Annotated in this window: 21 protein-coding genes; 7 read left to right on the top strand and 14 right to left on the bottom strand. The window is 70.8% G+C overall.

All coding sequences use genetic code 11. The annotated features are described in order from the left end of the window. Positions 1–11 precede the first annotated feature (11 nt). The 3 genes from ACFY0P_RS00620 to ACFY0P_RS00610 form a co-directional block, all read right to left on the bottom strand. Positions 12–1220, bottom strand: a complete 1209-nt coding sequence (locus tag ACFY0P_RS00620) for a cytochrome P450 (protein ID WP_388907249.1) — start codon at positions 1218–1220, stop codon at positions 12–14. An 11-nt stretch (positions 1221–1231) separates the two neighbouring features. Continuing rightward, a complete protein-coding gene (locus tag ACFY0P_RS00615) occupies positions 1232–2215 on the bottom strand; it encodes a DUF1259 domain-containing protein (protein ID WP_388905732.1) in 984 nt (327 codons plus the stop codon). A gap of 134 nt (positions 2216–2349) precedes the next feature. Then, positions 2350–4254: an AMP-dependent synthetase/ligase gene (locus ACFY0P_RS00610; protein WP_388907246.1), complete on the bottom strand. Its 1905-nt coding sequence runs from the start codon at positions 4252–4254 to the stop codon at positions 2350–2352. 405 nt (positions 4255–4659) lie between these two features. On the opposite strand from ACFY0P_RS00610, the gene ACFY0P_RS00605 reads away from it, so the two are divergent. Together ACFY0P_RS00605 and ACFY0P_RS00600 are read left to right on the top strand one after the other, a co-directional pair. Then, positions 4660–5499: a MaoC family dehydratase gene (locus tag ACFY0P_RS00605; protein WP_388905729.1), complete on the top strand. Its 840-nt coding sequence runs from the start codon at positions 4660–4662 to the stop codon at positions 5497–5499. A gap of 213 nt (positions 5500–5712) precedes the next feature. Continuing rightward, positions 5713–7005: a DUF6716 putative glycosyltransferase gene (locus ACFY0P_RS00600; protein ID WP_388905727.1), complete on the top strand. Its 1293-nt coding sequence runs from the start codon at positions 5713–5715 to the stop codon at positions 7003–7005. A gap of 13 nt (positions 7006–7018) precedes the next feature. Here the strand turns inward: ACFY0P_RS00600 and ACFY0P_RS00595 are convergent, their stop codons facing one another. From ACFY0P_RS00595 to ACFY0P_RS00555, 9 genes are all read right to left on the bottom strand, one after another. Further along, complete coding sequence (locus tag ACFY0P_RS00595; protein ID WP_388905724.1) at positions 7019–7657, bottom strand: TetR/AcrR family transcriptional regulator; 639 nt, start codon at positions 7655–7657, stop codon at positions 7019–7021. A gap of 39 nt (positions 7658–7696) precedes the next feature. Then, the gene (locus tag ACFY0P_RS00590) at positions 7697–8002 is read right to left on the bottom strand and encodes a DUF4229 domain-containing protein (protein WP_388905721.1); all 306 of its coding nucleotides are present in this window, start codon (positions 8000–8002) and stop codon (positions 7697–7699) included. Between the two features lie 90 nt (positions 8003–8092). Next, positions 8093–8617 carry a GNAT family N-acetyltransferase gene (locus tag ACFY0P_RS00585; protein ID WP_388905718.1) on the bottom strand — a complete coding sequence of 175 codons (525 nt, stop codon included), beginning with the start codon at positions 8615–8617 and terminating at the stop codon, positions 8093–8095. 16 nt (positions 8618–8633) lie between these two features. After that, positions 8634–9284 (bottom strand): UdgX family uracil-DNA binding protein, encoded by a 651-nt coding sequence (locus tag ACFY0P_RS00580; RefSeq protein ID WP_388905715.1) that lies wholly within the window; start codon positions 9282–9284, stop codon positions 8634–8636. A 181-nt stretch (positions 9285–9465) separates the two neighbouring features. Continuing rightward, on the bottom strand, positions 9466–10629 hold the full coding sequence (mqnE, locus tag ACFY0P_RS00575; RefSeq protein WP_388905713.1) for an aminofutalosine synthase MqnE: 1164 nt from the start codon (positions 10627–10629) through the stop codon (positions 9466–9468). A 38-nt stretch (positions 10630–10667) separates the two neighbouring features. Beyond that, positions 10668–11123: an Lrp/AsnC family transcriptional regulator gene (locus tag ACFY0P_RS00570; RefSeq protein WP_132787112.1), complete on the bottom strand. Its 456-nt coding sequence runs from the start codon at positions 11121–11123 to the stop codon at positions 10668–10670. Between the two features lie 60 nt (positions 11124–11183). Continuing rightward, positions 11184–11828, bottom strand: a complete 645-nt coding sequence (locus ACFY0P_RS00565) for a UbiX family flavin prenyltransferase (protein ID WP_388905709.1) — start codon at positions 11826–11828, stop codon at positions 11184–11186. A gap of 85 nt (positions 11829–11913) precedes the next feature. Continuing rightward, positions 11914–12816, bottom strand: coding sequence for a menaquinone biosynthesis prenyltransferase MqnP (mqnP, locus tag ACFY0P_RS00560; protein WP_388905706.1), 903 nt, complete (start codon positions 12814–12816; stop codon positions 11914–11916). Continuing rightward, positions 12813–14264 carry a menaquinone biosynthesis decarboxylase gene (locus ACFY0P_RS00555; RefSeq protein ID WP_388905704.1) on the bottom strand — a complete coding sequence of 484 codons (1452 nt, stop codon included), beginning with the start codon at positions 14262–14264 and terminating at the stop codon, positions 12813–12815. Before ACFY0P_RS00555 ends, mqnP begins: the two co-directional genes overlap by 4 nt. A gap of 63 nt (positions 14265–14327) precedes the next feature. Between ACFY0P_RS00555 and ACFY0P_RS00550 the strand changes: the two genes are divergently transcribed. After that, positions 14328–14888: a TlpA family protein disulfide reductase gene (locus ACFY0P_RS00550; RefSeq protein ID WP_388905701.1), complete on the top strand. Its 561-nt coding sequence runs from the start codon at positions 14328–14330 to the stop codon at positions 14886–14888. A gap of 15 nt (positions 14889–14903) precedes the next feature. On the opposite strand, the gene ACFY0P_RS00545 is transcribed toward ACFY0P_RS00550, so the two are convergent. Further along, positions 14904–15368, bottom strand: a complete 465-nt coding sequence (locus ACFY0P_RS00545) for a DUF3515 family protein (protein WP_388905699.1) — start codon at positions 15366–15368, stop codon at positions 14904–14906. Positions 15369–15492: 124 nt separating this feature from the next. Here ACFY0P_RS00545 and ACFY0P_RS00540 point away from each other — a divergent pair, with 124 nt between their 5' ends. Next, a complete protein-coding gene (locus tag ACFY0P_RS00540) occupies positions 15493–15759 on the top strand; it encodes a PLD nuclease N-terminal domain-containing protein (RefSeq protein ID WP_388905696.1) in 267 nt (88 codons plus the stop codon). 156 nt (positions 15760–15915) lie between these two features. Here ACFY0P_RS00540 and ACFY0P_RS00535 read toward each other — a convergent pair whose 3' ends face one another. Then, complete coding sequence (locus tag ACFY0P_RS00535; RefSeq protein WP_388905694.1) at positions 15916–16266, bottom strand: winged helix-turn-helix transcriptional regulator; 351 nt, start codon at positions 16264–16266, stop codon at positions 15916–15918. Between the two features lie 127 nt (positions 16267–16393). Here ACFY0P_RS00535 and ACFY0P_RS00530 point away from each other — a divergent pair, with 127 nt between their 5' ends. The 3 genes from ACFY0P_RS00530 to ACFY0P_RS00520 all read left to right on the top strand — a co-directional run bounded on the left by ACFY0P_RS00530 (position 16394) and on the right by ACFY0P_RS00520 (position 18955). Beyond that, a complete protein-coding gene (locus ACFY0P_RS00530; protein WP_388905692.1) occupies positions 16394–17044 on the top strand; it encodes an FMN-dependent NADH-azoreductase in 651 nt (216 codons plus the stop codon). A 120-nt stretch (positions 17045–17164) separates the two neighbouring features. Continuing rightward, complete coding sequence (locus tag ACFY0P_RS00525) at positions 17165–17407, top strand: chaplin (protein WP_388905689.1); 243 nt, start codon at positions 17165–17167, stop codon at positions 17405–17407. A 153-nt stretch (positions 17408–17560) separates the two neighbouring features. After that, complete coding sequence (locus ACFY0P_RS00520; RefSeq protein WP_388905686.1) at positions 17561–18955, top strand: purine-cytosine permease family protein; 1395 nt, start codon at positions 17561–17563, stop codon at positions 18953–18955. The last annotated feature ends 89 nt before the right edge of the window (positions 18956–19044 follow it).

Genomic DNA, 19044 nt, shown 5'->3' with positions numbered 1-19044 from the left:
TGTCGTACGGCCTACCAGGCCACCGGCAGCTCCAGCGGGAACCGGCGGATGGTCTCGGTGTCCCAGCGGACCTCCTCCGGGCGCACCGCCAGACGGAGCGTGGGGAAGCGGTCCAGGAGGCGGTCCACGGCGACCTCCAGTTCGGCCATCGCCAGGGGGACCGCGACACACCGGTGGCCGCCCCAGCCGAAGGTCATGTGGGGAGCGACGGGACGGTCGGGCACGATCTCGTGCGGATCCGGATAGCGGTCCGGGTCGCGGTTGGCCGCCAGGTACGAGACGTGGACGAAGTCGCCGCGCCGGATGACCACCCCGTCCATCTCGACGTCCTCCAGCGCCACCCGGGGAATGCCCACGCCCTTGCGGAAGGGGATGTACCGGAGCAGTTCGTGGAGGAAGTCCGTCAGGTCCTTCCGGTGCTCGTGGGCGTACTCCGCCAGCTCCGGACGGGTCAGCAGCAGATACGCGATGTTGCTGATCTGGCAGGTCGCCGTGTCCTGGCCGCTGAGTGTGAAGGTCAGGGCCAGGACGGCCAGTTCCCGGTCGTCGAGCTGGTCCTCGCCGTCCCGCACCTCGGCGAGCACGCTGATGATGTCCGTGCCGGGGTTTTTCCGGCGTTCGGCGACGAGCTCGGTGAAGTAGGCCGTCAGGTCCTCCTTGGCCGCGCGGGCGACGTCCCGGTTGCCCGCGCCGACCACCAGGAGCCGGCGGACCAACTCCTGCATCCGGGGCCACTCGGCGCGCTCGATGCCCAGCAGATCCAGGATGGTGTGCTGCGGAAGAGTGTTGGACAGGTGCCGGACCAGGTCGGCCGGCGGGCCCTCGGCCTCCATCTCGTCCAGCAGCCGGTCCGCGAGCAGGGTGATGCGGCCCCGCATGCGGTCCACATGGCGCTCGGTGAAGGCCTGGGTGGCCATATGCCGGATCCGGCTGCTGTGCGGCGGGTCCATCACGTTGATCGACTCGGGGGAGACGATCGGCTCGGCCGTCATGCGCGGATAGTCGTGCTCGATGATCCCGGCCCGGCTGAACCGGGGGTCCGTGGTCACCTGCTGCACCGACTCGAACCTGGTGACCAGCCAGGCGTCCGACTCGCCGTACGGCAGCCGGATGGTGCCGAGGGACTCACGCGCCATCAAGCCGGCCAGGGCCGGGTCGAAGTCGAGGGACTTGCTGAAATTGAAGGGGCAGTTGACCGCCTGCACGTTCGTCTCCTTCATCGGTCGGTCGCTCACGGGAACGGCACCACGTTGGTGGCGTGGACGGCGGCGCTCAGATCCTTCGCGAGCCGCAGGGCGTCGCCGACCGCCCAGTAGTGGAGGAAGAACAGGCGCGGCTCGTCGTTGAGGTTGTGGTGGTGGAGCTCCACCAGGCCGATCCCGCCCTTGCGCAGGATCTTCAGGATCGGCTGGACCTCGCCCGCGGTCATCACGAAGTCACCGTTGACCGCGGCCCTCCCCCTGCCCAGCGGCTGGAAGTTGACGGTGGTCGTGGAGCCGAGACCGGGCGGCAGGATCATGTCGCCGTCCACGATCCGCTCCGCACGTGCCCAGACGCTCTTGTAGATGCCCTCGTCCTGGACGCCCTTGTTGCCGAACGCGCCGTCGATGCCCTTGGTGTCCAGGTCGAGGGTCGGCGTGACGGGCGGCCGGTCGGGCGGGGTGCCGGTGCGGTCGAAGGCCGCACGCAGCCCCTGGGCGACGGGTACCGGGTCGTGGGCGTGGGCGTGCAGATGCAGCCACCACAGGGCGGGCTGGTGGGCGAGCAGGTGCTTGTGTACGGCATTGATCGCGATGCCGTGTTCCAGGACGGCGTCGGTGAAGCCGTCCAGTTCGTGCTCGGTGACCACGGCGTCTCCCATCAGCAGGTGGGCGCCGTCCTTGTAGCGGACGAAGGCGACGTGGGTGCCGAGGGCCAGCGAGGTCTCGATCCGCACGCCCCGGGAGACCACCTTGAGGTCCCGGCGGGGCAGGCCGGTGTGGTACATGTACCGCTTCATGTCACCCGGCCGTCCCAGCGCCTTGGCCACGTCGGCCCAGTAGGCGAGGTCGGTCATCTCGGGTTCGGCCAGGGTGCGCGGGCGGTCGTGGGAGAGCGCCCGGGCCGCCGGCGTCGCTGCGCCTGCGAGGACGGGGGCCACAGCGCCCGCGGCAAGCACACGGCGCCGGGTGGTGAACGGTCGGGAAAGGGTGTCCTGCTGCCGGTCGTCGGCCATGGTGTACCTCCTGGCGCGATGGAATCACGGGCGATGGACGGTCCCCGTGATGCCATCGCGCCAGGTGGGCCAGGTGGCCCAACGCAAACCACCGGACACCGGGGCCGCGGACCGCCGCCCGGGCCGGCCGCCGGTCACTTCGTGTACAGGCCCTCGATCTCCGCCGCGAAGTCCTTCATGACCGCTTCACGGCGCAGCTTCATCGAGGGGGTCAGATGCCCGGCCTCCTCGGTGAAGTCGACGGGGAGCATCTCGAAGCGGCGGATGGACTCGGGTCGGGAGACGAGTTTGTTGGCCTCGTCCACGGCGCGTTGCAGGACGGCCCGCAATTCGACGTCGTCCAGCAGGAGCTCCGGCGGCACCGGGTGCTTGCCGTTCATCTGGCGCCAGTGGGTGAGGCCGTCCCGGTCGAGGGTGATGAGGGCGCTCACGTACGGCAGCCCGTCGCCGACCAGCATCACCTGGGAGATGAGGGGGTGCGAGCGGAGCCAGTTCTCCAGCGGGGCCGGGGCCACCGACTTGCCGCCGGCCGTGATCAGCATCTCCTTCTTGCGGCCGGTGATGGTGAGGTAGCCCTCGTCGTCGAGTTCGCCGAGGTCACCGGTGGCCAGCCAGCCGTCCCGGGTCGCCGGGACGACCCCGCCGGCCGCCGGGTCCCAGTAGCCGCGCAGGACGTGGTCGCCGGCGACCAGGATCTCGCCGTCGGCGGCGATCCGGACCTTGGTGCCGGGCATCGGCCAGCCCACCGTGCCGAGGCGGGGCTTGAGGGGCGGGGTGCAGGTGGTGGCGGCCGTGGTCTCGGTCAGGCCGTAGCCCTCGTAGATCTCGATGCCGGCCCCGGCGTAGAACGCGGCGAGGCGGCGGCCCAGCGGGGAGCCGCCGCAGATGATGTGGCGGACGCGACCGCCCATGGCGGTTCGGATACGGCGGTAGACGAGCGGGTCGTAGAAGGTGCGGGCGGTCTTCAGGGCCCGGCCGGGCCCGCTGCCGGTGCCGGTCTGTTTCGCCTCGAGCGCCTCGCCGTAGCGCTGGGCGACCCCCGTGGCCCGGTCGAAGACCGAGACCCGGCCGCCCGCCTCCGCTTTCGCCCGCGCCGTGTTGAAGACCTTCTCCAGCATGTACGGGATGGTGAGCAGACAGGTCGGTTTGAAGCCGGCCAGGTCCGGGAGCAGGTCCTCGGCCTTGAGGCTGGGGGCGTGGCCGAGGCGGACCCCGGCGCGGACGCAGGCGATCGCCACCATGCGGCCGAAGACGTGGGACATGGGGAGGAAGAGGAGGATGGAGACCTCCTCGTCGTTGCGCGCCTTGAAGATCGGGTAGAGGAGTTCGATCGCGTTGTCGACCTCGGCGAAGAAGTTGCCGTGCGAGAGGGCGCAGCCCTTGGGGCGGCCGGTGGTGCCGGAGGTGTAGATCAGGGTGGCGAGGGTGTCGGGGCCCAGCATGCCCCGCCGGACGCCCACCTCGCCGTCCGGCACCTGCGCACCGGCCTCCGCGAGCCGGTCCACGTGCCCCTTCTCCACCACCCACAGGTGCCTGAGGTCGGGCAGCCGGTCGAGCTCGGGGCCGAGCGCGGCGGCCTGCGCGGAGGTCTCGGTGACCAGGGCGACGGCACCCGAGTCGTGCATGATCCAGCGGGTCTGGAAGACCGAGGAGGTCGGGTAGATCGGCACCGTCACCAGGCCGGCCGCCCAGGCGCCGAAGTCGAGGAGCGTCCACTCGTACGTCGTCCGGGACATGATCGCGATCCGGTCGCCCGGCATCAGCCCCTCGGCGATCAGGCCCTTCGCCACCGCCAGCACCTGCGCGGCGAACTGAGCGGCCGTCACGTGCTCCCAAGGGCCCTCGCCCCCGGCCGACTTGCGGCTGAGGACCACGGCACCCGGTTCCGCCTCCGCGTTCTCGAACGGCAGGTCGGCGAGCGAGCCGTGCCGCACCGGCGGCGCGAACGGCGGTACGTACGCCTCCCGGACCACCCCGTCCAGCCGCTGCACGAGGGGCTCGACCAGGATCGGGTTCCCGTCGTAGTCCGTGGCCTGGATCGCCGCACCGGTGGAGACGGGCGCGGCGTTCGGATAAGAGGACGTGGACACGGGGCGGCTCCTCGGGCGTGCAGCGGTGAACTGCTTGCTGCATGACGTACGTGCCTCGCGCACCGAGGCGTTCACCGGCACCGGCCCTCGGAAAGGGGTTACCGGCGGTTCAGGCTGGAGATCGTACGGGGCCGCTGTGGCGGGCTTGTGGGTTTTCGGGGGTTGTCCGGGGACGGGCCTGTGCAATCCCGGAGGTTACGTGAGGGTCCTTCACGTTCGGCCCGTTTCCCGGTAGTTGACAGGTGTGACATAGGCTTACCTACGGTAACCTTACTCCAGAGTCAGGAATTGGGCCATATGGGCGGCGTGGCGGTCGTGGAGCGGGTCCGTCACCGGCATCGAAAGGGAAACTCCGTGATCGTCCTTGACCGCACCCCCTCTCTCGGCCCTCTGCTCGCCCTCGGTGCGCTGCGGTCGCCCTTCAAGAAGCCGGGCGCCGACGCTTCGTTCCCCCGCACCCACCTCGTACTGCCCGGCGTCCGCCCCGACCTCGGGAGACTCGCCGCCTACGAGCGCGTCTGCGGGTTCGCCACCGGTGACGACGGGCTGCCGGTCACCTACCCGCACGTGCTCGGGTTTCCGCTGGCGATGCGGCTCATGAGTGCGCGGGAGTTCCCGTTGCCGTTGCTGGGGCTGGTGCACACCTCCATCGAGATCGAGCGGTATGCCGAACTCCCGGGGGACGGGACGTACGACATAGCCGTCCACGTCGAGAAACTGAGTCCGCATCGGCGGGGCACCGAGGCCACCGTCGTGACCGGGGTGCGGGCCGGCGAGGACGTCGTATGGGAGTCGCGGAGCACGTATCTGGCGCGGCATCGGACGCGGCACTCCGGCGGGCCGGCCCGGGACGAGCCCGGCAGCCCGCTGCCCGTCCTCGAGGAGTGGCGGATCGCCGGGGACGTCGGCCGCCGGTACGGGGCCGCCTCCGGGGACCGCAACCCCATTCACCTGCACCCGCTCACGGCCCGCCTCTTCGGCTTCCCCCGGGCCATCGCGCACGGCATGTGGACCGTGGCCCGGTGTCTGGCCGCGCACGGGGTGCCGACGGCGGCCGACGTGCGGGCGGAGTTCCGGGCGCCGGTGCTGCTGCCGGGCACGGTCGAATACGCCGCCGAGGGCGGTCGCTTTCAATTGCGGAGCGGCGACCGGGTGCACGTGGCGGGCAGCGTGCGCCCACGCGTTGCCCTTTGATCTGCCAACCCTGCACAAAGAGTGTGTTTCGCCTTTCTGTGCAACTCCTGTCATGTCGTGGCGAACCCGCAGGTCACAGAGTTGCCCGAAGCCCTTTTCACACGGGACACCCAGCCTGCCCAAGGCTCCGTGAAGGAATCCCCCATGCTGCGCTCAGAATGCGTCCTTAATCTCGGCTCACTTTTGTGATCCATTGCACGAAGGGCGCTGAGCATGCCTCCCAGACGCGTCGCAGTAATCGCCGACTCCGACACCCGCTGGAAATGGGGGGCGTCGGTGGCCCGGCAGCTCGCCCCCGACTGCGCGCTGGACGCGTATTTCCTGCGGGGCCGGTCCACACCCACCGAACGGCAACTCGCCGAGATCGGCATCGAGCCCGACAGCCGGCGCGAGGTGCCCGCCGCCGCACTGGTCGACGACGAGGAGCTGGCGACGGCCGACATCGTCGTGCTGGCGGTCGTCGGCGGCACGGTCCTGGCGCTCGTGCACAGCCTGGGGCGCGCCTGGGAGGGCCGGCTGCACCGGCCGGTCACGGTCAGCGGGTACGTCGGCGTGGTCTACGAGAAGATGGTCGACGGTCTCATGACCCGGGCCGGCACGGACCTCGTGCTCGCCAACTCCGACCACGACACCCGCCGTTTCCGCTCCGTCTTCGCGAGCGTCGGCGTCGACCCCGGCTCGGTGGTCGAGTGCGCGCTGCCCTTCCTGGGCGGCGCCCCCTACCGGCCCTCCCCCGACCGGCCGTTCACCGTCAGCTTCGCGGCCCAGCCGTCCGTGCCCAGGGACCGCGCGTCCCGGTTCCGGCTCCTGGAGCGCGCCGCCGCCCACGCCCGCCTGTATCCGGAGCGGCTCGTGCTGGTCAAGCTGCGCAGCCTGCCCGGCGAGCAGACCACCCACGTGGAGTCCGACCCGTACCAGGAACTGGTCGAGACCCTCGCCGAGCCCGCGCCCGCCAACCTCCAGCTGGTCTACGGCAACATGGCCGACGTCCTTGACCGCACCGACCTGCTGGTCACGGTGAGTTCGACGGCCGCCCTGGAGTCGATGCACCGGCGGATACCCACCGCGATCCTCACCGACTTCGGTGTCCGCGAGGCCCACGGCAACCACTACTTCGTGCACTCCGGCTGCCTCGTCTCCTGGGACGACATCGACGCGGGCGCGCTTCCGCAGCCCGACCCGGAGTGGGCGGCGGCCCAGGGCATCGGCAAGAGCGATCCGTACGCCGCGGCCCGGGCCCGCGTCGCCGCGCTGCGCGCCGCCGGCCCGTTGCAGCCGCTGCGCCCGTACTACACGCCGCAGAGCGCCGGCACCTACCTCGGCGGCATCCTCCGGAACAACGGCTTCGACGAGCAGGGCCGCCCGCTGCCCGTACCGCCGGGCGCCGGGGGCCGGGGGCGGGTGAAGAGGGCCGTGCGGAGGGTCGCCGGGCGGGGTGCCAAGACGCTGTACCGCGTGGGTCACCAGCGGCTCGCGCCCGCCCTGCGCCGCTGGGGTGCCGTGTGACGGAGCGGGCCGGTCACGGCGGGGACCACGGCCGTCCCTCCATCAGGTTGCCCAGGCCCGCCCAGGCGAAGTTCATCAGGGTCGCCGCCGACTGACGTGCCGTCACTCCCGGCGTGGCGTTCGCCCAGGCCGCCAGGGACTCGGCCGCCCCCACCAGCGCCTCGGCGAGGCCCGCCACCTCGCCCTCCCCCAGATCGGGGTCGCGGTGCGCGGCACGGGCGGCGGCGACGATGAGCTGGGTCACGAACGCGACGATCTCCTCGCGCATCGCCGCGACCTCGGAGGCGAACCGCTCGCCGTGGGTACGGGCCTGGATGTGCAGCACCGACCAGCCGTCGGGGTGTTCCGCGGTGTAAGTGAAGAACGCCCCGAGGCCGTCCCAGAGCTGCCGGTCGGCGGGCAGTTCGCGGTCGACGCCGGCCCGGACCGCCTCGGTCAGGGCTCTGGCCTCGCGGCGGATGCACGCCGCGAACAGGTCTTCCTTCGAATTCAGGTACAGGTACACCAACGGCTTGGAGACACCGGCGAGTTCGGCGATCTCGTCCATCGACGCGGCCATGTAGCCCCGCTGGCCGAAGGTCCGCACGGCGGCGTCCAGCATCTGCTGCTCACGTACCGCGCGCGGCATCCGCTTGGTCTTGACGGTCCCCATGGGACAAAGCCTAGTTGGGACCCGGGGCGCGGGAGTCGCTCAGGAAGAGGTCTGGGTCCGGGCCTGCGCCGCCTCGTCGACCGCCTCGTCCTCCTGGCTGCGGTTGGCCTCGATGTTGGCCTTCATCCGGTCGACCCGCTGCGAGACCTGGACGGAGGCGCGGTCCCGCTCCTTGCGCAGCACGACGAAGCTGATCGGCGCCGACAGGACGAGGGAGAGCAGCAGGACCCACAGAAGGTTGGAGTCGCCGAAGCCACGCGGGAACGCGCCGGCGTAGACGAGGCCCCAGACGACGAGGAGGCAGCCCGCGAAGATACCGAGGCGCATCAGCGTGTAGCGGAGCATCTCAATCCAGTCTTCCGATGACGAAAAGGGGCACCGTCCAGTGAAGCACGCCGTGGGGCCGATCTTGCACCGGGGTCGGGTCGGGCCGGGTCAGGTCAGCGGGAGCAGCATGGTGATGTCGTCGCGGTCGTCGCCGGGTGCGACGCGGACCGCGGCGGGGACCCGGCCGACCTCCTTGTATCCGCAGGAGCCGTAGAAGTTCTCCAGGCCGAGGCCGCCGCGGCAGCTGAGCCGTATGGCGTCGATGCCGTCGAAGCCGCGGGCCGCGTCGGCGGCGGCCGCGAGGAGGTCGCGGCCGTAGCCCTGCCCCTGGTGCCTCGGGTGCACCATCACCGTGTACAGCCACACCCAGTGCGTCATCAGCCGGTGCGTGTTGAAGGAGAAGAACGCGGTGGCGGCGACCTCGCCGGCCTCGTCGTGCCCGACGAGGAGGCGGTGGCGGCCCTCGGCCATCGCGACGAGGTGCCGGACCAGCTCTGGCCGGATCTCCTCCGCCGTGACCGGCGCCACGAAGCCGACGGCTCCGCCGGCGTTGGACACGTCCGTCCACAGGTCGAGGATGCCGTCGCGGAGGGCGGGGGTGATGGCGGGGTCGAGGGTGAAGGTAAGGGGCATAGCGGGATCGTATCTATTACTGCAGTGCTTGTGCAGCCACTTTCAGGTCGGCGACGAGGCCCTGGTAGGCCTGCTCCCGGTCGTCCGATCGCAGTACGGAGGAGGGATGCACGGTGGGCACGAGCCGCTCCGGCCGCCCATGGATCTCCTCCTCCAGCATGGTCCCGCGCGCCTCGCCCACCCGGAACGACGATCCGAGCAGCGCCTTTCCCGCGGTGGCACCGAGCACGACGATCAGCTCCGGCTGCACGACGCTCAGCTCGGCCGCGAGCCAGGGGCCGCAGGCCGACATCTCGCGCAGGGTGGGTGGCTTGTGGATGCGGCGCTTACGGGTTGCGGCCCAGGTGAAATTGAAGTGCTTGACGGCGTTGGTCACGTAGGCGTCGGCCGGGTCGAGGCCTGCCTCCGCCAGCGCCTTGCCGAGCAGCCGCCCGGCGGGCCCGACGAAGGGCTCGCCCTGCCGGTCCTCCTGGTCGCCGGGCTGCTCACCGACGAGCATGACCCGGGCATGCGCCTTGCCCTTCCCGAAGACGGTCTGAGTGGCGTCCCGGTGCAGCGGGCACCCACGACAGCCGGCGGCGGCCCGCCGGAGGGCAGCGAGGTTGAGCCGGTCCGGGAGGAAGGGGGTGGCGGTGTACGCGTCCTCCGGAGCGCTGGTGGTGGACATGAGGTCCGGGTACCCGCCGTGGGAATGCGGATTCGTCTCCGCCCGCGGGTGAGTGGGGGCTTGTCGCGCAGTTCCCCGCGCCCCTAAAAGCAGGGGCGCCGCAGTGCGCCCCCTTGGGGGCGCGGGGAACTGCGCGATCAGCCACGACGCGCCCGCACCCGACAACGCACCGTCGACGCCCTCACACCCGCATCGGCTGCGGGGACTCCCTGCGCGCCGGGTCCGGGCCGTCGTACTCGCGGATGATCTCGTAGCGCGTGTTCCGCTCCACCGGACGGAAGCCCGCGTCGCGGATGAGGTCCAGCAGGTCCTCGCGGGTCAGCTTGTTCGGCGTGCCGTAGTTGTCCGCGTCGTGCGTGATCTTGTACTCGACCACCGACCCGTCCATGTCGTCCGCGCCGTGCTGCAGCGCCAGCTGCGCCGTCTGCACGCCGTGCATGACCCAGAAGACCTTCACGTGCGGGACGTTGTCGAAGAGGAGACGGGAGACCGCGAAGGTCTTCAGGGCCTCCGCGCCGGTCGCCATCTGGGTCCGGGCCTGGAGCCGGTTCCTGACCTTGCCGTCCTTCACGTCCACGAAGTCGTGCTGGTAGCGGAGCGGGATGAAGACCTGGAAGCCGTTCGTCTCGTCCTGCAGTTCGCGGAGGCGGAGGACGTGGTCCACCCGGTGCCTCGGCTCCTCGATGTGGCCGTACAGCATGGTGCACGGGGTCTTGAGACCCTTCTCGTGCGCCAGGCGGTGGATCCGGGACCAGTCCTCCCAGTGGGTGCGGTGGTCCACGATGTGCTGCCGGACCTCCCAGTCGAAGATCTCCGCGCCGCCGCCGGTGAGGGACTCGAGCCCCGCGTCGATCAGCTCGTCGAGGATCTCGGAGGCCGACAGACCGGAGATCGTCTCGAAGTGGTGGATCTCCGTGGCCGTGAAGGCCTTCAGCGAGACGTTCGGCAGGGCCGCCTTCAGTTCGCGCAGCGAGCGCGGGTAGTAGCGCCACGGCAGGTTCGGGTGCAGGCCGTTGACGATGTGCAGCTCGGTGAGGTTCTCGCCCTCCATCGCCTTGGCGAGCTTCACCGCCTCCTCGATGCGCATCGTGTACGCGTCCTTCTCGCCCGGCTTGCGCTGGAACGAGCAGTAGGCGCAGGACGCGGTGCACACGTTCGTCATGTTGAGGTGGCGGTTGACGTTGAAGTGGACCACGTCGCCGTTCTTGCGCGTGCGCACCTCGTGGGCGAGGCCGCCCAGCCAGGCCAGGTCGTCCGACTCGTACAGCGCGATGCCGTCCTCGCGGGACAGCCGCTCACCGGAGCGGACCTTCTCCTCCAGCTCACGCTTGAGCCCGACGTCCATGCCTCACCCTTTCTACGACAGCCCGACCAACGGTATCCCTAGACCTCTTCGGGCAGTTCCCCGACCCGGTTCTCCCACTTCGTGGACAGCACGATCGTGGTACGGGTCCGGGAGACGCCCTTCGTCCCGGAGAGCCGCCGGATGGTCTTCTCCAGGCCGTCCACGTCGGTGGAGCGCACCTTGAGCATGAAGGAGTCGTCGCCGGCGATGAACCAGCAGTCCTCGATCTCCGGCAGGTCCCGCAGGCGCTGCGCCACGTCCTCGTGGTCGGCCGCGTCGGAGAGGGAGATGCCGATGAGGGCGATGACGCCGAGGCCGAGCGAGGCCGCGTCGACGGTGGCGCGGTAGCCGGTGATGACCCCGGCCGCCTCCAGCCGGTTGATGCGGTCGGTGACGCTGGGTCCCGACAGTCCGACGAGGCGGCCCAGCTCAGCGTACGAGGCCCGGCCGTTCTCCCTCAGGGCCTGGATGAGCTGCCTGTCCACGGCGTCCATGCGATCGAAGCCTTCCGCTGAAGATTCCCGAAGTAGATGAGAGGTGGTGCAGAGGTACAGCTACTTGCTTCCGCCGCCGAGGTCGCCCTCCCAGCGGCGGTAGAGCCGGTGCCCGACGCCCGCCGCGTCCAGCACCCGCCCGGCGACGAAGTCCACCAGGTCCTGGATGTGGGTCGCGCCCGCGTAGAAGGCGGGGGAGGTGGGGACGACGACCGCCCCGAGGTCGTCCAGGGTGACCAGGTGGCGCAGGGTCTGGCCGTTCAGCGGGGTCTCGCGGACGGCGACGACGAGCGGCCGGCGCTCTTTCAGGGTGACACCGGCCGCCCGCTGGAGCAGGTCCTTGGACAGGCCGAGCGCGACCCCGGCGACGGCGGCGGTGGACGCCGGCACGATCAGCATGCCCTTCGCCGGGTACGACCCGGAGGACGGCCCCGCGGCCAGGTCCCCGGCGCTCCAGTACCGCACCCGCGTCAGGTCCACCCGGAAGGTACCCGGCTTGCCGTCGGCCCCCCGGGCCAGCCATTCCCCCAGGTCGTCCCGCCAGTGCGCGTCCCGGAAGGAGATCCCGGTCTCGTCAAGGAGGGTGAGCCGCGAGGCCCGGCTGACCACCAGGTCGACGCTCTCCCCGCCGTCCAGCAGGGCACGCAGCACAGCAGCGGCATACGGCGTTCCGGACGCCCCGGACACCCCCACGATCCAAGGCACGCGCTGCGTTTCTCCTGCGTTCACACCTTGAGCGTACCGGCGCGACCCGGCGAGTTCAGGACGGGTCCGCGGTGACCGACGGTACTCAGACGCTCAGGCCCCGGACCAGCAGGTCCAGCAGCGCGCACACGAAGAGGGCAATCCCGATGAACCCGTTGACGCTGAAGAAGGCGCGGTTGAGGCGGGAGAGGTCGTGCGGGCGGACGATGTTGTGCTCGTACACGAACGCGCCCGCCACGACCGCCAGGCCCAGCCAGAAGAACGCGCCGGCGTGGGTGACGACCGCGTACCAGACGAACAGGCCGGTCGTCACCGCGTGGCAGACCCGGGCGCCCCAGATCGCCGCCGGGATGCCGAAGCGGGCCGGGACCGACATGACGCCGATCTCGCGGTCGGTCTCGACGTCCTGGCAGGCGTAGATCAGGTCGAAGCCGCCGATCCAGATGCCGACGGCGAGGCCGAGGATCACCGCGTCCCAGGACCACTCGCCGGTGATCGCCAGCCAGCCGCCGATCGGGCCCATGGCCTGGGCGAGGCCGAGGATGGCCTGCGGGAAGTTCGTGAACCGCTTCCCGTAGGGGTAGACCACCATCGGGATCACGGCGACGGGCGCGAGAGCCAGGCAGAGGGGGTTCAGCAGGGCCGCCGAGCCCAGGAACACCGCGACCGCGATCAGCGCGCCCGTCCAGGCGTGCTTGACGCTCATCGCGCCGGTGACCAGCTCGCGGTGGGCGGTGCGCGGGTTCCGGGCGTCGATCTCGCGGTCGATGATCCGGTTCACCGCCATGGCGAAGGTGCGCAGGCCGACCATGCAGATCGTGACCAGGAGCAGCCGGCCCCAGTGGATGTTCCGGTCCAGCTCGAACATCGCGGTCAGCGCGGCGATGTACGCGAAGGGCAGGGCGAAGACCGAGTGCTCGATCATCACCAGGCGGAGGAAGGCTTTCGTGCGTCCCGGCTGCGGGAGTGCTGCGGAAGCGGAGCTCACAGCCCGTACTCCTTCCAGCGGCGGTCCACGAGAGCCGCCGTATCCGGGTCCGACAGGACCATGTCCGGCCAGCCCCCGTCCCGTGTGTAGCCCTCCTCGGGCCACTTCCTCGTCGCGTCGATGCCCGCCTTGCCGCCCCAGAACTGCTGGTAGGAGGCGTGGTCGAGGTGGTCGACGGGACCTTCCACGACCGTGAGGTCACGGGCGTAGTCGGTGTTGCCGAGGGCCCGCCAGGCGACCTCGTGCAGGTCGTGGACGTCGCAGTCGGAGTCGACGACCACGATCAGCTTGGTCAGCGACATCATGTGCGCCCCCCAGATCGCGTGCATGACCTTCTGCGCGTGCTTCGGGTACTTCTTGTCGATCGAGACGATCGCACAGTTGTGGAAGCCGCCGGCCTCGGGGAGGTGGTAGTCCACGATGTCCGGGACGATGATCTTCAGGAGGGGGAGGAAGAAGCGTTCCGTGGCGCGGCCGAGGGGGCCGTCCTCCGTCGGCGGGCGGCCGACGACGATCGACTGGAGCAGCGGGCGCTTGCGCATCGTCACGCAGTCGATGGTCAGGGCCGGGAACGGCTCCTGCGGGGTGTAGAAGCCGGTGTGGTCGCCGAACGGGCCCTCGGGGAGCATCTCGCCCGGCTCCAGCCAGCCCTCCAGGACGACCTCGGCGTTGGCCGGTACCTGCAGCGGGACCGTCTTGCAGTCGACCATCTCGATCCGCCTGCCCGCGATGAACCCGGCGAAGAGGTACTCGTCGATGTCACCGGGGAGCGGGGCCGTGGAGGCGTAGGTGACGGCCGGGGGGCAGCCGAAGGCGATCGCGACCGGGAGGCGTTCCCCGCGCCGGGCCGCCACCTGGTAGTGGTTGCGGCTGTCCTTGTGGATCTGCCAGTGCATGCCGATGGTGCGCCGGTCATGGCGCTGGAGGCGATAGAGCCCCAGGTTCCGGATGCCGGTCTCGGGGTCCTTCGTGTGGGTCAGTCCCAGGTTGAAGAAGGAGCCGCCGTCCTGGGGCCAGGTGAACAGGGCCGGCAGCTGGTCGAGGTCGACGTCGTCGCCGGTCAGGACGGTCTCTTGCACCGGAGCCTCTTTGACCTTCTTCGGCGGTACGTGCGTCATCGCGCCGAGCTTGCCGAACGCCTCGCGCACGCCGACGAAGCCGTGCGGCAGTTCGGGGCGCAGCAGCCCGCCGATCTTCTCGGAGATCTCGCCGTACGACTTCAGGTCCAGGGCCTTCAGCAGCCGCCGGTCGGTGCCGAACACGTTCATCGCGAGGGGCATGCTCGACCCCTTCACGTTCTCGAAGAGCAGGGCCGGTCCACCGGACTTCTGCACCCGGTCGACGATCTCCCCGACCTCCAGATACGGGTCGACCTCGGCCTTGACACGCTTGAGGTCTCCCTCGCGCTCCAGTGCCCGGAGCAGGGAGCGAAGATCGTCGTAAGCCATGTGTCCCAGTATCGGCCACCCGGGGTCCGGGCCCGGTCACCGCCCCCTGCATACTCGTCGGGCGTGAGACGTCATCGCCGGTTACCGCTGCTCGCTCCGCTCCTCGCCCCGCTCCTCGTGCTCGCCGCCGCCTGTGCGCCGGCGCGAGAGGCAGGCGGCTCACCCGTCTCCCCGCTGACCCGGGTGCCGGCCGCCGACCGGAAGGCCGCCCCCGATCTCACCGGCAGCAGCCTCGACGGCAGGACGGTGAGCCTCGCCGACTACCGCGGCAAGGTCGTCGTGCTGAACGTCTGGGCGTCCTGGTGCGGGCCCTGCCGGGCCGAGGCTCCCGAACTGTCCAGGGCGCAGCGGGCGCTGGCGGCGAAGGGGGTCCAGGTGCTCGGGGTGGACACGGACGCCCGGCGGGACAGCGGGCGGGCGTTCCAGGACGAGCACGACCTGGTGTACCCGAGCCTGCACGACCCCGGCAGCCGCAAGCTCGTCCGGCTGCCGAAGGGGTACCTGCCGCAGTCGCTGCCGTACACCCTCTTCATCGACCGGCACGGGAAGATCGCCGCGAAGTACCTGAGCGAGCTGACGGAGGCCGACGTCCGCGCCATCACCCGGCCGCTGCTGGCGGAGTAGCGCGCGACCGCGGCCTCAGCTCCCGCCGCCGGCAAGGCACTTGTCGCCCTCCCGGATCGGCGCCACCAGGCGGCTCAGCTCCACCAGCACCGCGTCCAGCCCCGTCACGGAGTCGGCGACCGAGACCTCCACGGCGGGGCTACGGCCGTAGGTGACCAGCATCTTGCGGCCGTCCCCCGCCGTCTCCCGCCACACCCAGTCGACACCGTCCACGCTGACGCACGCGTCGGTGGTCGGGGCGGGCGGGTTCACACCGCACCGCAGCTCCACCGTCCCGTGCCCCCAGACCGCGAGCCCCTCGAAGGACACCCGGTCCCGCGTGTCGCCCCCGAGCCGGTCCGGGTACCGGTCGGCGAGCCGCGCACACGCCGGGTCCGTCGCGAACGGCCCCTGCGCCAGCCCGAACACCGGCGAGTCCAGCTCACCGGCGACCAGCCCGCCCCCGACGCCCAGCCCCACCACGACCGCACCGGCCGCCACCCGGCTCCTGCGAGACCACCCGCGCACCCCCACCGCTCCCCCTCCTGTCCCCCCTCCTGTCCGTGCGGAACCATGATGCCCGGGTGCCGATGCGCGGCCTCGGTCACCCGCTAGTCTGGCCGCCATGCTCAGGTATCTGCCCTACTTGCTGGTCCTCGCGCTGTGGATCTACGCCTTCGTGGACTGCCTGAACACCCCTGAGGACGAGGTCCGCGCCCTGCCGAAGCTGGCCTGGGTGTTCGTCATCCTGCTCTTCGGGGAGGTCCTGGTCGGTCCGGTGGCCTGGCTGGTGGCGGGCAAGTCCCGGCAGCCGCGCGAGCGATGGGTCGCCCCGGACGACAACCCGGAGTTCCTGAGGTCCCTGAAGCCGGACGATCCGCGCACCGACTGACGCGCCGGGACGTCAGAGCGCGCCGCCGGTGTGAGCGTGCGCGCGCATGCCGCACGGCAGATCGGTGAGGTCCGCGATCCGGGCCTGCCCGTCACCGCTCGGGCCGAGGTGAGGGCGTCCCCGGCACGGCCGGTCGAGGACGACTGAACAGAGCGCCTAACAGGGCGAGTCGGGAAGGTGGTCCCGCGCCCACTCCCCCAGCGTCTTCAGTGACGGCTCCAGCGCCGCGCCCGCAGCCGTCAGCCGGTACGAGACCCGCAGCGGCGGCCCCTCGTCGACCTCGCGGACCACGAGACCCGCCGTACCGAGTTCGGCGAGCCGGTCGGAGAGCATGCGTTCGCTGATGCCGGGGATGGCGCGGCGCAGGCTGGCGAAGTGCGTGGGCTGATCCATCAGGACGGACAGGATCGGGCCGTTCCAGCGCTTGCCGAGCACTTGGAAGACACGCGTGATGCCGACATCCACGCCTTTGCACGCTTCCGGGTCATGGGCCTGCTCCACCGCCATGACATCAGGGTACAGCCCCACTCGAAGGAAGGGGCTGAAAAAAAGTAAGCACCTGTGTTATCTATAGCTGAGTACGAATTCTCAGCCCTGCGGCCCTGCCCTGGGCCCGTGTATCCGGAGACCTCTCATGGCCACCCTTCTCCACATCGACTCGTCCCTCCTCCCCGGCGGGGCCTCCTCCTCCCGTGCCGTCACCGACGCCTTCCGTACGGCCTGGCTCGCGCAGCACCCCGAGGGCACGGTGATCTACCGCGACCTGGCGGCGGACCCCGTACCGCACCTGAACGCGGCCGCCCACACCGCCGGTTTCGCCGACCCCGCCACCCACACCCCCGAGCAGGCGGACGCCTTCGCGGCCCGGGTGCGGCTGATCGAGGAGCTGGAGCAGGCGGACGCCGTGCTCATAGGCGCCCCGATGTACAACTTCACGATCCCCTCGACGCTCAAGGCGTGGCTGGACAACGTGGTCCTGTTCAACCGCACGATGGGGGAGAACCCCTCCGCCAAGGGCACCCCGGTCACCGTGGTGGCCAGCCGCGGCGGCTCGTACGCGCCGGGCACCCCGCGGGAGCCGTTCGAGTACGTCCAGAACTACCTGACCGCGCTGCTGTCCGACGGTCTCGGCCTGGACGTCGACTTCATCGTGCCGGAGCTGACCATGGCCCCGCAGAACCCGGCGATGGCCGAGCTCGTGCCGCTCTACGAGGCCTCCCGCGACCGCGCCCTCCAGGACGCGGCCAGCAAGGCGAAGGAGCTGGCGGACCGCCTCGCCGCGTAACGTACGCAGCGGCCCCTGGCCCGGGGCCGGTTGCGCCGATCGGCCCAGCAGCACATGCGGCTCCGGTGGCGGGCGGTTGTGATGGACGCGTTCTGACATCCCGACACCTTGGAGGCCGTCATGCGCATCCGTTCCCTCGCCGTCACCGGCGCACTCGCCGCCACCCTCGCCCTCGCCGGCGGCACCGCCGCGTTCGCCGACAACGGCGCCGAGGCGACCGGTACCGCGTCCAACAGCCCGGGTGTGGTGTCGGGCAACGTCATCGAGGTCCCGGTCGACATCCCGGTGAACGTGTGCGGTGACAGCATCGACGTCATCGGCCTGCTGAACCCGGCGGCCGCCAACACCTGCACCAGCGGCTGACCCGGGCCGCGCCGCAGGTATCGTCCGAGGACTTCCGGAGGCACCGCGCCTGCGGAAGTCCTCGCATGCGTGCAGGTTGTACGCCGGTGAGCCGCCCGAAGCGGACAGTGCGCCCCTGGGCCGGGCCGGGAGGGATCCCGACACTTACCTCGTATGACGACTGCTCCCGCCGGTTCCACCACCAGCATCGCGCCCGAGTACGGCGACCGGGTCATCGCCGTGGAGGCGGCGGGCTCGGAACCGATCCCCGACGCCGAACGCCACGGCAGCCCCCTCCAGTTGCTGTGGACGTGGGCGTCCCCCAACATCGAGTTCGCGACCGTCTACATCGGCGTGATCGCGGTCCTCTTCTTCGGCCTGGACTTCTGGTCGGCGACCGCCGCGATCCTGCTGGGCACCGCGATCGGCGCGGTCACCCAGGGCGTGCTGTCGCTGGACGGCCCGCGGTTCGGCGTCCCGCAGATGGTGATCGGCCGCTTCTCGTTCGGCTTCCTCGGCAACATCCTGCCCTCCGCCGCCAACGGCCTGCTCGCGGGCGTCGGCTGGTTCGCCGTGAACAGCGTGAGCGCGGCCTTCGCCCTGAACACACTGACCGGCCTGCGCCCCCTCCCCTCCCTTCTCCTCGTCGTGGTCGCCGAGATCCTCATCGGCTTCATCGGCCACAACTTCGTGCACACCTTCGAGAAGTACGCGTTCCCGGCGCTCGCGGTGATCTTCCTGCTGGCCGGGGTGTGGACCTTCAAGGACGCGGACCTCGGCGGGGGCGGCTCGGGCGGCGGCGTCGGCGGCTTCCTGCTCGCGTTCAGCGCGGCCTGGGGCTACGCGGCCGGCTGGAACCCGTACGCCACCGACTACTCCCGCTACCTGCCGCGCACCGCGAACAAGGCGAAGACCGTCCTGTGGCCGGCCGTCGGCCTGTTCGTGTCGGTCTCGATCGTCGCCGTGATCGGCGCGGCCTCGGCGACGATCGTCGCCCCGAAGGACGCCACCCCGACGGCCGCCTTCACCGGGCACCTCCCCGGCTGGCTCGGTGACCTCGTCCTGCTCGCCATCATGCTGGGCGGGGTCTCGGCGAACGCCCTCAACGTGTACTCCGGCGCGATCTCCATCGCCTCCTTCGGCCTGAAGCTCCCCACCTGGCTGAGCCGCAGCGCCCTGGTCGTGGTGTCGGGCATCGCCGGTACGGCGGCGGCCTGGGCCTCGCTGGACGACGCGGGCTCGGCCTACGAGGCGTTCCTGCTGGTCATCGCGTACTGGGTGGCGCCCTGGCTGGGGGTCGTACTGGTCGAGCGGTGGCTCCAGCGCCGTACCGCGACCGACGAGGAGCTGTCCGCCCGCCTCGCCGACCGCTCCTTCACCAACTGGCCCGGTCTCGCCGCGCTGTTGATCGGCGTCGCGGTCTCCGTCCCGCTCTTCTCCAACCAGGAGGACTACGTCGGCTGGGTCCCCGAGCACCACCCCGCCTTCGGCGACATCACGCCGGTGGTCGGCTTCGCGGTGAGCGCCCTGCTGTACGCGGCCCTGCGGCGGCGCCCCCGGACCGCCTAGGGGTTCCGCACCGGAGGTCTTCGCCCCTTTTCCCGCGAAACAGCGCGAAAGGGGGCGCTCGACCCCTGTTGCGGGGGTCCGCCGACGGG

The sequence above is a fragment of the Streptomyces sp. NPDC001714 genome (assembly GCF_042892755.1).
GTDB lineage: Bacteria > Actinomycetota > Actinomycetes > Streptomycetales > Streptomycetaceae > Streptomyces.
Note: the sequence above shows the minus strand (reverse complement) of the source record. Positions and strands in the feature narration are given on the sequence as shown.

Excerpts from the sequence above, each read along its gene's own strand:
- ACFY0P_RS00620 (WP_388907249.1), bottom strand. The coding sequence starts at position 1,220 with ATGAAGGAGACGAACGTGCAGGCGGTCAACTGCCCCTTCAATTTCAGC.
- ACFY0P_RS00615 (WP_388905732.1), bottom strand. The coding sequence starts at position 2,215 with ATGGCCGACGACCGGCAGCAGGACACCCTTTCCCGACCGTTCACCACC.
- ACFY0P_RS00600 (WP_388905727.1), top strand. The coding sequence starts at position 5,713 with ATGCCTCCCAGACGCGTCGCAGTAATCGCCGACTCCGACACCCGCTGG.
- ACFY0P_RS00595 (WP_388905724.1), bottom strand. The coding sequence starts at position 7,657 with ATGGGGACCGTCAAGACCAAGCGGATGCCGCGCGCGGTACGTGAGCAG.
- ACFY0P_RS00590 (WP_388905721.1), bottom strand. The coding sequence starts at position 8,002 with ATGCTCCGCTACACGCTGATGCGCCTCGGTATCTTCGCGGGCTGCCTC.
- ACFY0P_RS00585 (WP_388905718.1), bottom strand. The coding sequence starts at position 8,617 with ATGCCCCTTACCTTCACCCTCGACCCCGCCATCACCCCCGCCCTCCGC.
- ACFY0P_RS00580 (WP_388905715.1), bottom strand. The coding sequence starts at position 9,284 with ATGTCCACCACCAGCGCTCCGGAGGACGCGTACACCGCCACCCCCTTC.
- mqnE (WP_388905713.1), bottom strand. The coding sequence starts at position 10,629 with ATGGACGTCGGGCTCAAGCGTGAGCTGGAGGAGAAGGTCCGCTCCGGT.
- ACFY0P_RS00570 (WP_132787112.1), bottom strand. The coding sequence starts at position 11,123 with ATGGACGCCGTGGACAGGCAGCTCATCCAGGCCCTGAGGGAGAACGGC.
- ACFY0P_RS00555 (WP_388905704.1), bottom strand. The coding sequence starts at position 14,264 with ATGGCTTACGACGATCTTCGCTCCCTGCTCCGGGCACTGGAGCGCGAG.
- ACFY0P_RS00540 (WP_388905696.1), top strand. The coding sequence starts at position 15,493 with ATGCTCAGGTATCTGCCCTACTTGCTGGTCCTCGCGCTGTGGATCTAC.
- ACFY0P_RS00535 (WP_388905694.1), bottom strand. The coding sequence starts at position 16,266 with ATGGCGGTGGAGCAGGCCCATGACCCGGAAGCGTGCAAAGGCGTGGAT.
- ACFY0P_RS00530 (WP_388905692.1), top strand. The coding sequence starts at position 16,394 with ATGGCCACCCTTCTCCACATCGACTCGTCCCTCCTCCCCGGCGGGGCC.
- ACFY0P_RS00525 (WP_388905689.1), top strand. The coding sequence starts at position 17,165 with ATGCGCATCCGTTCCCTCGCCGTCACCGGCGCACTCGCCGCCACCCTC.
- ACFY0P_RS00520 (WP_388905686.1), top strand. The coding sequence starts at position 17,561 with ATGACGACTGCTCCCGCCGGTTCCACCACCAGCATCGCGCCCGAGTAC.